Origin of the sequence: Micromonospora sp. DT15 (assembly GCF_049841475.1) — a bacterium.
Lineage (GTDB): Bacteria > Actinomycetota > Actinomycetes > Mycobacteriales > Micromonosporaceae > Micromonospora.
Genome location: NZ_JBNCKJ010000006.1, coordinates 366,441 through 379,218, shown reverse-complemented (window position 1 = coordinate 379,218; position 12,778 = coordinate 366,441). Strand labels below are relative to the sequence as shown.

The following is a 12,778-nucleotide window of genomic DNA, read 5'->3' as shown; positions in this document are numbered from 1 at the left end:
CGGCCCCGTCAGGGGGTCGGGCGCGCCCCGGTGCGGAACTTTGCCCGAAATGGTGCCGGATACCCGAGCGACACCGAGCTGTCCCCTCGCGTTAAGGTCGCAGTCACACGCAGCCGGCCGCGACTGAGCCGCTGCGCGACGGGGGAGTGACGTCGGTCCATCACGGGCACCGCCCGCAACGAAATCTCGTAGGGAGCGAACTCGTTTGTTCGGCACGTTGACAGCACGCCTCGGGGTGGCCGCCCAGAGTGCGCTACTGGTACTGGCCTACCTGGTCATGCTCGTCGGTGGCGTATTCGGTTGGATCGGCCTGTTCGCCGTCGCCGGATTGGCCGCCATCATCGGCGAGTTCGCCGTCGCCCGCTGGTCACCGCCCTCGCAACTGCTGTTGGAGAAGGTGGGCCTGCACTGGTCGTACCGGCAGCTGACCCGCGACCTCGCCGCCGTGTTGCTGGTCGTCGCCGAGGTGCGGCTCAGCGGCGGCGAGCTGACCCTCCTGCTGGTGCTGCCGGCCGCGGTGTGGGTCGTGTCGGTCTTCGCGGGTGCGCTCTCCACCATGATCGAGCGGCGTAACCCGCTCTCCGCCATGGTGCGCAACATCGAGCTGGGTCCACTGTCCAGCGCCCCCCAGCCGCCCGCCTGGGCGGCGGCGGTCGCCGGTGACCGGATGCCCCTGCTCAACCTGCTGCTGGTGCCGGCCGGCGTGGCCGCCGCGGTGCAGCACGATCCCACGCCGTTCTTCGCGGCCGGCGCGGTGGCGGTCGTGGCGACGGGTCTGGTGGGCGCCATCATCGCGCTGACCTGGCTGCGGGGTCGGGGCAGCGGGCAGGGTCCGTTGCTGCCGGCGGTCCAGCGCTGGATGGACAACTACAAGCCAGAGGTAGCGCTCTACTTCGCCGGCCCCGCCAAGGACGTCTACCAGGCGAACATGTGGCTCGCCCCGACCGAGGCGCTCCAGCAGCGCGCGGTGGTGCTGATGCGCAGCCGGGAAGCGTTCCTCGAGCTGGCCGACACCCGGCTGCCGGTGATCTGCGTACCGGCCGGCGTCGACTTCATGAACCTCGACCTCGGCGGCATCCGCGCGGCGCTCTACGCCGCGAACGTCGGCGCGAACATCCACATGCTCCGCGAGCCGGGTACGAAGCACGTCTTCGTCGGGCACGGCGACAGCGACAAGCAGGCCAGCGTCAACCCCTACAGCAAGGTGTACGACGAGGTCTGGGTCGCCGGCCTGGCCGGCCGGGAGCGCTACGCGCGGGCCGGCGTGGGGGTGCTCGACTCGGACATCGTCGAGATCGGCCGGCCGCAGCTCGCCGGGGTGCACACCTTCGGCGCCGAGTCGGTGGACCGGCCGTTCACAGTGCTCTACGCGCCCACCTGGGAGGGGTGGCTCGACGACGATCCGTACCACACCTCACTGGTGCTGATGGGTGAGCGGATCGTCAAGGGGCTGCTCGCCACGAATCCCCGACTGCGCCTGATCTACAAGCCGCACCCGCTCACCGGGTCGCGGTCCAAGGCGGCGAAGGCCGTGCACGAGCGGATCGTCACGGCGATCCGCTCGGCCGGCGGCAACGCGGACGCGTCCTCCCTGGACGGCACCGAGCACCTGGTGGTCACCGGCCGCACGCCGGCGTTGTTCGACTGCTTCAACCAGACCGACCTGCTGATCAGCGACGTGTCCAGTGTGGTGTCCGACTTCGTGCAGAGCCAGCGGCCGTACGTGGTGGCCAACCCGGCCGGCCTGTCCGAGGACGATTTCCGCCGCGAGTACCCGACGGCGCGGGCCGCGTACCTGCTCTCCAAGGACTGCGGCGAGCTGGAGAAGATCGTCTCGGTCACCCGGGCCGGTGACGACCCGATGACCGAGGCCCGCCGGGAGCTGAAGACCTACCTGCTCGGCCCGGCCGAGGCGAACCCCATGGACCGGTTCCAGCAGGAGATCGAGCGGCTCTGCCGCTGAACCCCGCCGCTACGGCATCGCGCCCGGCCCGACACTGTCGGGTCGGGCGCGTCCGTGTCGGCCGGTGGGGCGGGCCACCGGGTCAGCGCAACAGGGCGGCCACCGCGTCGGCGACCGGAACGTCCGCCGGCAACGCCCGCGCCGCCACCACCGCCGCGACCGGCAGCGGGCCGTACACGTGCGGGAAGAGCTGCCCGCCGCGCGACGGCTCCCATCGCAGCGCGTCGCCCAGCCGCTCCTCCTCGACGCTGAGCATTGTCAACCCGGTCGCCCCGGTGAAATACCGTCGCGCCGTCTCGACCACCTGGTCGGCGCCGGAGAGATGGATGAACCCGTCCTGCCGGTCCACCGCGGAGCCGGTGAAGGCGCCGGCGGCGAGGGCGTCGTCCCATTCGGCGCTCGACAGCAGTTTGTAGATCACCACAGCAGCGTACGGGGCGGTGGTCGGCGCGCCCGCCCGGTTTTCGCCGGTACCGCCGCGCCCGTCGCCTCCCGCCGGGCATGCTCAGGTCAAGGGCCGCGGAGGGATGGGCGATGCAGAGCTACGACGACGACTGGACCGACAGCCAGCGCGCGCTGTACGACGAGTGCTACCGGGCCGGCGGTGAGTGGGCCGAGGACCCGGACACCCCGTCCGAGGACGTGCAGTACGTGATCAACCTGGCGGAGGCGGACGACGACGCCTTCCAGGACGCCGAGATCGACTACCCGCCCCTGGTCGACGCGGTCACCCAGGCCGGCGGGGTCAGCGTCACCAGCGTGCCGGCCAGCCACGAGGATCCGGGTTTCCGCGGCTTCACCGACGGCGTCCGGGACGCCACCGCCGACGACACCTTCGGCCTTTAGGGCGGGTGGGCGGCCTCCCGGTCCGCGCGCACTTCTGCCACCATTCGCAGAACAGCGCTGCGAGGGACGGGGGCACGGGTGCGGATCCTGCTGGTGGAGGACGACCGCCGGGTGGCCGCCGCGCTGTCGTCCGCCCTCACCCGCCGGGGGTACGAGGTCGAGCACGCCGCGACCGTCGCCGCCGCGCTCTCCGCCGCACCCTGTGACCTGGTGCTGCTCGACCTGACCCTGCCCGACGGGGACGGCACGGACCTGTGCCGGGAGCTGCGCCGGCGCAGCAGCCAGCTCGGCATCATCGCGGTGACCGCCCGGGGTGAGGAACGTGACCGGGTGCTGGGTCTGCGCCTGGGCGCCGACGACTACGTGGTCAAGCCGTTCTCGATGGTGGAGTTGCAGGCCCGGATCGAGGCGGTGTTGCGCCGCGCCGCGAACGCCGCGCCCGAGCGGCACCTCATCGAGGCTGGACCGGTCCGCATCGACGTGGCGGCTCGGACGGTGACCGTCGAGGGCCGTGCGGTCACGTTGACGCGCAAGGAGTTCGACGTGCTGCTCTCGCTGGCCCGCCAGCCCGGGGTGGCGGTGCCCCGCGATCGGATCCTGCTCGACGCCTGGGGCACCACCTGGGCCGACCGGCACACCGTCGAGGTGCATGTCGGGTCGCTGCGCGGCAAGCTCGGCGACGCCCGCCTGGTGGAGACCGTACGCGGCGTCGGCTACCGGCTGCGCGACTCGTGAGGAGCTGACGTGCGCCGTCGCCTGGTGATCAGCTATCTGCTGCTGATGGTCCTCGTCCTCATCGCGTTGGAGACACCACTGGCCGCCACCATGGCCAGCCGCGAGACCGAACGGGTCCGCGCCGACCGGCTCGCCGACGCGACCCGGTTCGCCTCGCTGGCCGGACCGGCGTTGCGTGATGGCGGGCCCGGCCCGATCGAGTCGGAGCTGACCAGCTACGACGACCTGTACGGGATCAGCGCCGCGATCGTCGACCGGGACCGGAACATCCCGGTCTCGTCGCCGGGTTGGCAGGCCAGCCCGGGGACCGCGACCGTGCTGGATGTCGCCCTGTCCGGGCAGCAGACCAGCGCCCCCGAGTCGGTCTGGCCCTGGACGACCGACCCCGTGGTGGTGGCCGTACCGATCAACGACGGCGGTGAGGTGCTCGGGGCAGTGGTGATCGTGACCCCTGCCGGCTCGATCCGCCGAGCCGTCGTCTCGTGGTGGCTGCTGCTCGCCCTGGCCGGTCTGCTCGCCGTGCTGGCCTGCGTGCTCACCGCGTTCGGGCTGGCCGGTTGGGTGCTGCGTCCGGTCACCGAACTGGACGCGGTCACCCATGAGATCGCCGAGGGCGACCGGGGCGCCCGGGTGCAGCACCGGCTGGGCCCGCCGGAGCTGCGCCGCCTGGCGGCCAGCTTCAACCACATGGCCGACGTGGTCTCCGACGTGATGGACCGGCAGCGTGCCTTCGTCGCCCACGCCAGCCACCAGCTGCGCAACCCGCTCACCGCGCTGCGGCTGCGGGTGGAGGAGTTGGGACCCAGTCTCACCGACCCCGACGGTCGGTCCGAGCACCGGCTGGCCCTGGAGGAGACCGACCGGCTCGCGCTGGTGCTCGACGCGTTGCTGACCCTCGCTCGGGCCGAACGGGAGGAGAACGAGCGCGTCACGGTGGACGCCGCCGCGGTGGCCGCCTCCCGGGTGGCCGCGTGGGCGCCGCTGGCCCGGCACCGGTCGGTCGCGTTGCGGCTGGCCACTACCGACGCCCCGGCGTACGCGCAGACCGTGCCGACCGCCGTCGACCAGGCGCTGGACGCCCTCATCGACAACGCGGTGAAGTTCAGCGGGGCGGGCGGGGCGGTGACGGTGACGGTGGCCCGTCGCGACGGCGGGGTGGCGCTGGAGGTCCGCGACTCGGGCCCCGGCATGACCGAGAGTCAGCTCGGCCAGGCGACCGAGCGGTTCTGGCGGGCCCCGGACGCGCAGAATGTGGACGGCGCGGGGCTCGGTCTGACCATCGCCGCCGTGCTGGTGGACGCCTCGGACGGGCGGCTCACCATGCGCCCGGGGGAGTCGCGGGGGCTGATCGCGGCCCTGTGGTTCCCGACGCCGGCCCTTCCCGTGGAGTCGGCGGTGGAGGAACCGACCGCCGACCCGCGACCCTCCCCGGCGCGGTGAGGCTCGGCCGTCACGGTTTGGTGGCGCGGTACCAGGATGCGGCGCCGGGGTGCAGCGACAGCGGCGCGGTGACGATCGCCGAGCGGGGGCTCATCCGTCCCGCCGCGGGATGGGCGGCGGCCAGCTCGGCCCGGCGTTCCATCAGCAGCCGGGTCACCTCACGGACCAACGGCTCCGGCAGGTCGGCCCGGACGATCAGGTAGTTCGGGTCGGCCACGGTGGTCACCGCATCCACCCCGTACACCGAGCGGGGGATGTCGCGGGAGACGTAGACCTGGCCGTACCGTGAGCGCAGCGGCTCGGTCCACTCGCTGAGGTCAACGATCCGAATGGCGCTGGCCTCGGCCAACTCCTCGATGCCCCGGACCGGCAACCCGCCGGAGAAGAAGAACGCGTCGATCCGCCCGGAGCGCAGCGCCGCCACCGAGTCGTCCAGTCCGAGCCGTTCCCGGCGCACCTCGTCACCACCGAGGCGGGCCACCTCCAGCAGCCGGGTCGCGGTGATCTCGGTGCCCGAGCCGGCCGCGCCGACGGAGACTCGCCGGCCGCGCAGGTCGGCGACGGTGCGGACCGGGCCGCCGCTCGTGGTGACCAGGTGCAGTTGGTCGTCGTACACCCGGGCGACCGCGTCGACAGCGGGGCTTCCCGCCGTGCTGGTGGGCAGCACATCGGCCTGGGTGAAGCCCAGCTCGGCCCCGCCGGAGCCGACGAGTTGGACGTTCTCCGCCGAGGCGGCGGTGATCACCACGCTGGCCCGTACGTCGGGGAGTTCCCGGTTGAGGATGGCTGCCAGGGACCGCCCGAACGCGTAGTAGACAGCGGTGGGGCTGCCGGTGGCGATCCGGATCGACGTCGGCTCGGTCGGGGCGTCCCGGCAGCTGGCGATGGCCAGGTTCGCGATCAGCAGCACCGTCGACAGGGCGGCCAGGCCGGCGCGGCGGGACGAGGTACGACTCACGCGGTGCACTGTGCGCCGTCGGGCGGGTGCGCGCAAGCCCGGGTCGGCGATGCGCCGGACGGTCGGGACCCGATCAGCAGGCCGCGCGACCTGCCGGCGCCACGCCCACGCCCCGTGCCGACGCCGGGGTCGTCCCGCGCTCCGTCGCCGTCCCGGGTTCCGCCATCGGGCCGCGCGCCGGCTCCAACGCCGCGCTGCGCAGGATTCGCTGCCGGTCCGGGCCGTCGGCCACGCTGACCAGGAAGCAACCGGTGCCGGGGCGGAGCCGGGCCGGTACGTCGAGCACGGCCGCTCCCCGGATCAGCACCGCGGCCAGCTCCCGGTCGGTGAGCCGGACACCGAGGATGTGCCGCCGGACGTGCCGCCCGGCGGCCAGCAACGCCGAGCGCCAGGCTGCCTCCGCCAGGCGGGTCACCAACCGTCGGCGGGCCGGTGAGGCGCCGGGCAGCGGCCCGCCGAGCAGCTCGCGTCGCCCCTGCCACCAGCCCGCGTCCAACATCCGGGTGTACGCGCCCTGGTGCTCCCGGGGCACCCACAGTCGGTGCAGCTCATAGCGGCGACGCAGGCCGCCGACGGCCACCTCGTGGGTGACCGGGATGTCCAGCCGGTTGAGCAGTTGCCGCATCCGCTGCGCGGCGTCCTCCCGGTTGAACTCCACCCCGGCGGTGTGCTCGGCCCGGACCGTGCTGGGCCGGGCGGCGGTCGGTGGTGGTGTGCAGCGCAGCAGGCAGGCAGCCTCGAACGCGTCGCCCAGGGTCAGCCAGCCCAACGGGGACGGGGTGGTCGGGGTGTGCGGCCGGTCGAGCAGGGCGGGTTCGTGGGTCAACGAAGGCTCCCTTGTCGGAGTCTGGGTTGCCCTACCCTGGCCCCTGCCACGCCGTTACGGAACTCCTCCGGCCCAGCCTTGAGCAAATCTTGCGGCTGCGGTGCCGCTAGAGGTCGGTGACCACCAGATCCACCTGCCGCATCCGTCCGGGAGCGGCGGGCTGCTCCACCACTGTGTGCTTCAGCTCCCGCAGCGTGCCAATCAGCTCCGCGGCGGTGCGCGGCCGGGCGCCGGCGACGAGCAGGTCCCGGACCAGCCGCCCCTTGGTCGCCTTGTTGAAGTGGCTGACCACCGAGCGGACCGGCACGCCGTCGACCTCCCGCTCGTGCAGCACCCGCACGGTGACAGTGCGCTCGGCCAGCTCACCGCGCGGCGTCCAGGTGGCCGCGTACGCGCCGGAGCGCAGGTCCAGTACCGGGCCGCGCCCGGCGGCGCCGTCCACCGTCGGCGTCAGCTCCCTGCGCCAGTACGTCGACAGCGCCCCGACGTCGGGCAGGCGGGCGCCGATCGGGCAGCGGTACGGCGGAATCCGGTCGGCCAACCGGACCGCGCCCCACAGCCCGGAGCTGATCAGGATCGACCGGCGGGCCGCCCGCAGCGCCGTGGCCGGCAACGAGGCCAGGTCCAACGCCTCGTAGAGCACCCCGGTGTAGAGCCGCTCGGCCGGCGCGGTGGCCGCCTCCCGCAGCCGGGCGTTGCGCCGCAGTTCGCCCCGCTGGCCCTCGCTGAGGCCGAGCGCCGCCCGCGCGGCCTCCTCGTCCGGCCCGGCGCTCAGCGCCACCAGGGCGTCCAGCACCCGCTCGCGGGCCGGGTTCAGCTCGGGCAGCGAGAGCCGCTCCGGGGTCCAACGCCGTCCGGTGCCGGCGTCGGCCTTCCCCTCCGAGGGCGGCAACAGGATGAGCATGGGTCTCCTCGACGGGCGAAACGGCGGCGCCCCACGCGCCGGCCCGGCCAGCGTACGACCAGCCCCTACCGCCAGGGCCGCACCGGGGTGTCGGGGTGGTACACGCGATAGCCGCCGACCTCCCGCACCGGCGCGGCGTCGGCCCGGTCGGCGAGTAGCCTCCGCAACCGCCGGTCCATCGGCGAGTCGATCTCCACCACGTAGCCCGGCCGCTCAGCCCGCCCCACCTGCCGCCAGTACGGTCGGTAGCGGTTCTGCCCCGGTGACAGGTTCCCGTCGAGCACCCCGCAGACCACCGACTCGTCCGTGTTGAAGATCAGCCGGTTGCAGGTCCAGTAGTCCCCGTACACCTCATGGGGTCCGTCGGCGCGCAGCGCGGCGGCCAGCTCCCGGGCCTGGCGTTCCTCGGTCCGCGACGCCGCGGTGCCGGTGGCCGCGAACAGCACGGTGATCACCAGGGTGGTCACTGTCAGCGCGGCCAGCACCGCGGCGGACAGCGCGCCGGTGAATCGCCCCAGCACGCTGCTGGTGCCCCGCCAGGCGGTCAACGCCGCCACCCAGAGCGGCCAGAGCACCGCCGGCAACGACAGTTGCAGCACCGACAGGTAGCGGGCGTTGTCCAGCGGGCTGGTCGCGGCGAGCGGACTGCGCACGTACGACAGCAGTGTCAACGCCGCGCCGACGACCAGCGCGAGCTGCACGACCGGCCCGACCCGAGCCCCACGTAGCCCGCCGGCCCCGCGTCCGACCCGCTCCGCACGCGGGGCCCCGGCGGCGCGCCGGTACGCGAGCACAGCGAGTCCCGCGGCGGCCAGCAGCAGCACCGGGTACAACACACCGAACCACTGCTGCCAGCGTCCGCAACCGTCCACCGGGCAGAGCCCGTGCGCCAGCGGCACGCCCTCCAGCAGGCCGCCCCGGATCCGGTCGGACCACGGCGGCTGCGGGCCGACCTTGGTGCTGACCTGCCGGAACACCGACAGCGAGTCGTCACCGGGCCCGGCCCGCAGGTTGTCGATGATCATCGGGGCGACGCCGACGACCACCCCCGCCACCAGCAGCAGACCGGACCAGCCGAGCAGCTCCCGCCGTACCGCCCAGACCAGGGCCAACCCGGCGACAGCGAGGTACGGCAGGATCAGCCAGTCCGACCAGACGGCCAGCCCGACGAGCAGCCCGAACAGGCCGACCGCCAACCGACGGCGGTGGACCGTGCCGGCGGCCAGCCCCACGGTGATCAGCAGCATCAGCAGCACCGCCGGCTTCACCTCCGGCCGCCCGCCGACGACGGTGAGCTGGTCGCGCACCACCCGCTCCGGCCCGAGCGCGAGCAGACCCACCACGAAGGCGGCGAACCACGGGGTGCAGAGGCGGCGGGTCAACCGGTGGATCAGGTAGAGGAAGACCGCGTACAGCGCGAGCATCGGCAGGCGCAGCACCGGCCAGCTCGGCCCGGCCACCGCCACCAGGGGAGCGGCCAGGTATGACTCCAACATCCCCATGTAGTGCTGGCCGTAGAGGAAGACCGGGCGTTCCCTGCCCTGCCCGATGTGAAGCGCGGCGAGACCGAACGTCGCCTCGTCGCTGTTCGACACCGGCACCGTGAACAGCGTCAGGACCAGCCGGTAGACGACACCGGCGAGCCCGAACAGCAGCGCGGCGAGCGCCGGTCGGTCGAGTCGCGGGCGCCATCGCCCACGGTGCTGCTCTGGATGCGACACGACCAACGCCCCCGTCGTCGTCCCGACCGGAGTGTTTCACGTTCGGTCGGGCCGCCGAGGCCGATCGGCGCAGCCCGGTGGGGCTGGGTCGGCCACACGGTGACCGGGCCGGATCGGCGCGGCCCTGGTTGGCTCGCGTGGCCGTGGCTGTCGACGTGTGGCAGGGTTGGCGCGTGCCACCCACTCCCGCCGGCCAACTGGCCGTTCCGAACCTGCACCGGGCCGCGCGGATCGAGGACGCCGTGCACCAGCTCGTCGAGCGCCGGCTGCGGCGCACCGGCTGGCGGGTCAACATCGTCGCGTACACCGGCTATGGCGCCCCGGGTTGGGTGCGGGTGATGTGTCGGGTGCTGCTGGGCCGTCCGGACACCCGTCAGCGGGGTCGGCTCGACAAGGTCCGCGGCTGGCGCAGCTTCACGACGTTGCCCAACAAGCACGTCACGGTGACCATCGAGGCCGGCGGGGTGCGACACGAGACGCGGGCCGACCGCAGCGGCTTCGTCGACACGCTGGTCGAGGCGGACCTGCCGCCCGGTTGGGGCACGGTCCGGCTCAGCGTCCCGGACGCCGAGCCGGTCGACGCCCCGGTGCGCATCCTCGACCCGGAGGTCAAGTTCGGCATCATCTCCGACATCGACGACACGGTGATGGTGACCGCGCTGCCCCGGCCGCTGCTCGCCGCATGGAACACGTTCGTGCTCGACGAGCACGCCCGCAACGCGGTGCCCGGCATGGCGGTGCTCTACGAGCGGCTGGTCACCGCGCACCCCGGCGCACCGGTCTTCTACCTCTCCACCGGCGCCTGGAACGTGGCCCCGACCCTGACCCGCTTCCTGTCCCGCCACCTCTACCCGGCCGGGCCGCTGCTGCTCACCGACTGGGGCCCGACCGCCGACCGCTGGTTCCGCAGCGGCATGGAACACAAGCGGTCCACCCTGGCCCGGCTGGCCAAGGAGTTCCCCGACGTGCGCTGGCTGCTCGTCGGCGACGACGGCCAGCACGACCAGGAGATCTACCGTGAGTTCGCCGCCGCCCACCCGGAGAACGTCGCCGGGGTGGCGATCCGCCGCCTCTCCCCGACCCAGTCCGTGCTGGCCGGCACCCTGCCCGCCCCCGCCGGCCGACCGTCGTCGGGGCCGGTGGGGCAGAAGTGGCTGTCCGCCCCGGACGGCGCCGGCCTCTGGCAACTGCTCCGCGACGCCGGCCTGGTCTGATCCTCTGACGCCGACGGCCCCAACGGCGCCTCGCGCCAGGACCGGCCCGTGGGCGTCCCGTCCTGTACGGTCAGCGGCTGACTTCGCAGAGTGAAAGCTGTGAAGAATACTTGCGTGGCAGTCCTGCAGCACTGAACATACTTTCGTGCGTGTCGACTTTCATCGATCCCTTCCCGGGCTGGCGCTGGTAGCGGCGCTGACGCTCGGCGCGGCCGTACCTCCCTCCCCAACCACGCCGCCGGGCACCGTGCCGGTGGCCACACAGGCAGCCTGCGTGACAGATCCGGCCACCCCGAAACGGCAGTTCCGGGGCATGTGGATCGCCAGCGTGGCCAACATCGACTGGCCCAGCCGCACCGGCCTCACCGCCGCCGCCCAACAGGCGGAGTACCGGGGTTGGCTCGACCTGGCCAAGCAGCGTCGGATGAACGCCGTCGTCGTGCAGGTCCGTCCCGCCGCCGACGCCTTCTGGCCGTCGACGTACGAGCCGTGGTCGCAGTGGCTCACCGGAACCCAGGGAGGCAATCCCGGCTACGACCCGATGGCCTTCATGGTGGCCGAGGCGCACGCCCGCAACCTGGAGTTCCACGCCTGGTTCAACCCGTACCGGGTCGCGACCCACACCGACCTGACCAAGCTGGCCGCCAGCCACCCGGCCCGCACGAACCCGGGCTGGGCGGTCGCCTACAACGGCCAGCTTTACTACAACCCCGGCATCCCCGCCGTCCGGGCCTTCGTGCAGACCGCGATGATGGACGCCGTCAGCCGCTACGACATCGACGCGGTGCACTGGGACGACTACTTCTACCCGTACCCGGGCAGCGGTGGGGGCTTCCCCGACCAGGCCACGTACGCCCAGTACGGCGCCGGCTTCAGCACCATCGCCGACTGGCGGCGCAACAACGTCAACCTGCTGGTGCAGGAGATGAGTGCCAAGATCCGGGCGGCGAAGCCGTGGGTGAAGCTCGGCGTGAGCCCGTTCGGCATCTGGCGCAACGCCGGCACCGACCCGCTCGGCTCGCGCACCACCGGCCTCCAGTCGTACGACGCGATCTACGCCGACACCCGACGGTGGGTGAAGCAGGGGTGGATCGACTACATCGCCCCGCAGATCTACTGGCAGATCGGCCACCCCGCGGCCGACTACGCGGAATTGGTCCGCTGGTGGTCGGAGACCGTCAACGGCACCACAGTGCAATTGCTCGTCGGGCAGGCCACCTACCGCGCCGGGGCCTCCGGGCAGGATGCCGCCTGGCAGGACCCGGCCGAACTCACCGACCACCTGACCCTCAACCGCGCCTACCCCCGGATCCTCGGCGACATCCACTTCAGCGCCAAGGACGTACGCGCCGACCGCATCGGTGCCGTCTCCCGGCTGACGACCGACCACTACCGCCGGCCCGCCCTGGCACCGGCCGGGGTGGGCGGTGCCGCGCCCGCCGCGCCGAACCTCACCTCGGCGGTACGCGGCACCGGCGGCGTGACGCTGAACTGGCAGCGTGGCACCGCCGGCAGTACGGCCTCGTACGCCGTGTACCGACTGCCCGGCGACGGCTCGGTCGACCCCTGCGACCTGGCCGATGCCCGCAACCTGCTGGGCACGGTGCGTGCCTCAGGCAGCACCGGGACGTTCACCGACGCCACCGCCGCGGCCGGCTCGACCTACCGGTACCTGGTGACTGCCCTGGACCGGCTGCACCACGAGAGCCCGGCCAGCAACGCGCGGGTGGTCACCGGCACCGGCGGCACGTTCAGCGTGATCGTGGACAACACCACCACTGGTGGCTTCACCGCCGCCGCCACCTGGGGCACCTCGTCGTACCTCACCCCGCGGTACGGCACGAACTACCGGTTCGCCGAGCCGCAGGCGGTCAGTGACCCGGCCTGGTTCAGCGCGACGCTGCCCGCCGCCGGCTCGTACCGGGTCGAGGTCTGGTACCCGGCCGATCCCGGCTACAACAGCGCCACGCCGCACCTGGTGGCCACCGCGAACGGGACCGTGACGGCCTCCGTCGACCAGCGCAGCGGCGGTGGCCAGTGGCGGGTGTTGGGCACCTACGACTTCGCCGCGGGGACGCGCCAGGTCGTCGGGGTCAGCCGCTGGACCAGCACGACGGGGTACGTCGTCGCCGACGCCGTCCGGATCACCCGGCTCTGAGCCCGCGCCGTTC

11 protein-coding genes are annotated in these 12,778 nt (G+C 73.0%); 6 read left to right on the top strand and 5 right to left on the bottom strand.

The window, feature by feature from the left end; genetic code table 11:
• Window positions 1-205: 205 nt before the first annotated feature.
• Window positions 206-1,963 carry a CDP-glycerol glycerophosphotransferase family protein gene (locus ACLQ3F_RS16370; RefSeq protein WP_425849761.1) on the top strand — a complete coding sequence of 586 codons (1,758 nt, stop codon included), beginning with the start codon at window positions 206-208 and terminating at the stop codon, window positions 1,961-1,963.
• Window positions 1,964-2,045: 82 nt separating this feature from the next.
• Here the strand turns inward: ACLQ3F_RS16370 and ACLQ3F_RS16365 are convergent, their stop codons facing one another.
• Entirely contained in the window at window positions 2,046-2,384 is a 339-nt protein-coding gene (locus tag ACLQ3F_RS16365) for a DUF952 domain-containing protein (protein ID WP_357261561.1), read from the bottom strand.
• 113 nt (window positions 2,385-2,497) lie between these two features.
• Here ACLQ3F_RS16365 and ACLQ3F_RS16360 point away from each other — a divergent pair, with 113 nt between their 5' ends.
• The 3 genes from ACLQ3F_RS16360 (at window position 2,498) to ACLQ3F_RS16350 (ending at window position 4,984) form a co-directional block, all read left to right on the top strand.
• Window positions 2,498-2,809, top strand: a complete 312-nt coding sequence (locus ACLQ3F_RS16360; RefSeq protein WP_355007115.1) for a hypothetical protein — start codon at window positions 2,498-2,500, stop codon at window positions 2,807-2,809.
• A gap of 78 nt (window positions 2,810-2,887) precedes the next feature.
• Window positions 2,888-3,544, top strand: a complete 657-nt coding sequence (locus ACLQ3F_RS16355) for a response regulator transcription factor (RefSeq protein WP_357200340.1) — start codon at window positions 2,888-2,890, stop codon at window positions 3,542-3,544.
• Between the two features lie 9 nt (window positions 3,545-3,553).
• Window positions 3,554-4,984 (top strand): sensor histidine kinase, encoded by a 1,431-nt coding sequence (locus ACLQ3F_RS16350; protein ID WP_425849757.1) that lies wholly within the window; start codon window positions 3,554-3,556, stop codon window positions 4,982-4,984.
• A gap of 10 nt (window positions 4,985-4,994) precedes the next feature.
• Here ACLQ3F_RS16350 and ACLQ3F_RS16345 read toward each other — a convergent pair whose 3' ends face one another.
• The 4 genes from ACLQ3F_RS16345 to ACLQ3F_RS16330 form a co-directional block, all read right to left on the bottom strand.
• Window positions 4,995-5,894: a TAXI family TRAP transporter solute-binding subunit gene (locus ACLQ3F_RS16345; RefSeq protein WP_425849835.1), complete on the bottom strand. Its 900-nt coding sequence runs from the start codon at window positions 5,892-5,894 to the stop codon at window positions 4,995-4,997.
• A gap of 121 nt (window positions 5,895-6,015) precedes the next feature.
• Window positions 6,016-6,768, bottom strand: coding sequence for a hypothetical protein (locus ACLQ3F_RS16340; protein ID WP_425849755.1), 753 nt, complete (start codon window positions 6,766-6,768; stop codon window positions 6,016-6,018).
• Window positions 6,769-6,874: 106 nt separating this feature from the next.
• On the bottom strand, window positions 6,875-7,672 hold the full coding sequence (gene yaaA / locus ACLQ3F_RS16335) for a peroxide stress protein YaaA (RefSeq protein ID WP_425849752.1): 798 nt from the start codon (window positions 7,670-7,672) through the stop codon (window positions 6,875-6,877).
• 65 nt (window positions 7,673-7,737) lie between these two features.
• Window positions 7,738-9,393 (bottom strand): ArnT family glycosyltransferase, encoded by a 1,656-nt coding sequence (locus tag ACLQ3F_RS16330; RefSeq protein WP_425849750.1) that lies wholly within the window; start codon window positions 9,391-9,393, stop codon window positions 7,738-7,740.
• A 173-nt stretch (window positions 9,394-9,566) separates the two neighbouring features.
• Between ACLQ3F_RS16330 and ACLQ3F_RS16325 the strand changes: the two genes are divergently transcribed.
• Both ACLQ3F_RS16325 and ACLQ3F_RS16320 read left to right on the top strand, forming a co-directional pair.
• Entirely contained in the window at window positions 9,567-10,607 is a 1,041-nt protein-coding gene (locus ACLQ3F_RS16325) for an App1 family protein (RefSeq protein WP_357200355.1), read from the top strand.
• Window positions 10,608-10,752: 145 nt separating this feature from the next.
• On the top strand, window positions 10,753-12,765 hold the full coding sequence (locus ACLQ3F_RS16320) for a family 10 glycosylhydrolase (protein ID WP_425849747.1): 2,013 nt from the start codon (window positions 10,753-10,755) through the stop codon (window positions 12,763-12,765).
• Window positions 12,766-12,778: the final 13 nt, after the last annotated feature.

Coding starts and splice junctions, on each gene's coding strand:
- yaaA (WP_425849752.1), bottom strand. CDS start 7,672: ATGCTCATCCTGTTGCCGCCCTCGGAGGGGAAGGCCGACGCCGGCACC.
- ACLQ3F_RS16360 (WP_355007115.1), top strand. CDS start 2,498: ATGCAGAGCTACGACGACGACTGGACCGACAGCCAGCGCGCGCTGTAC.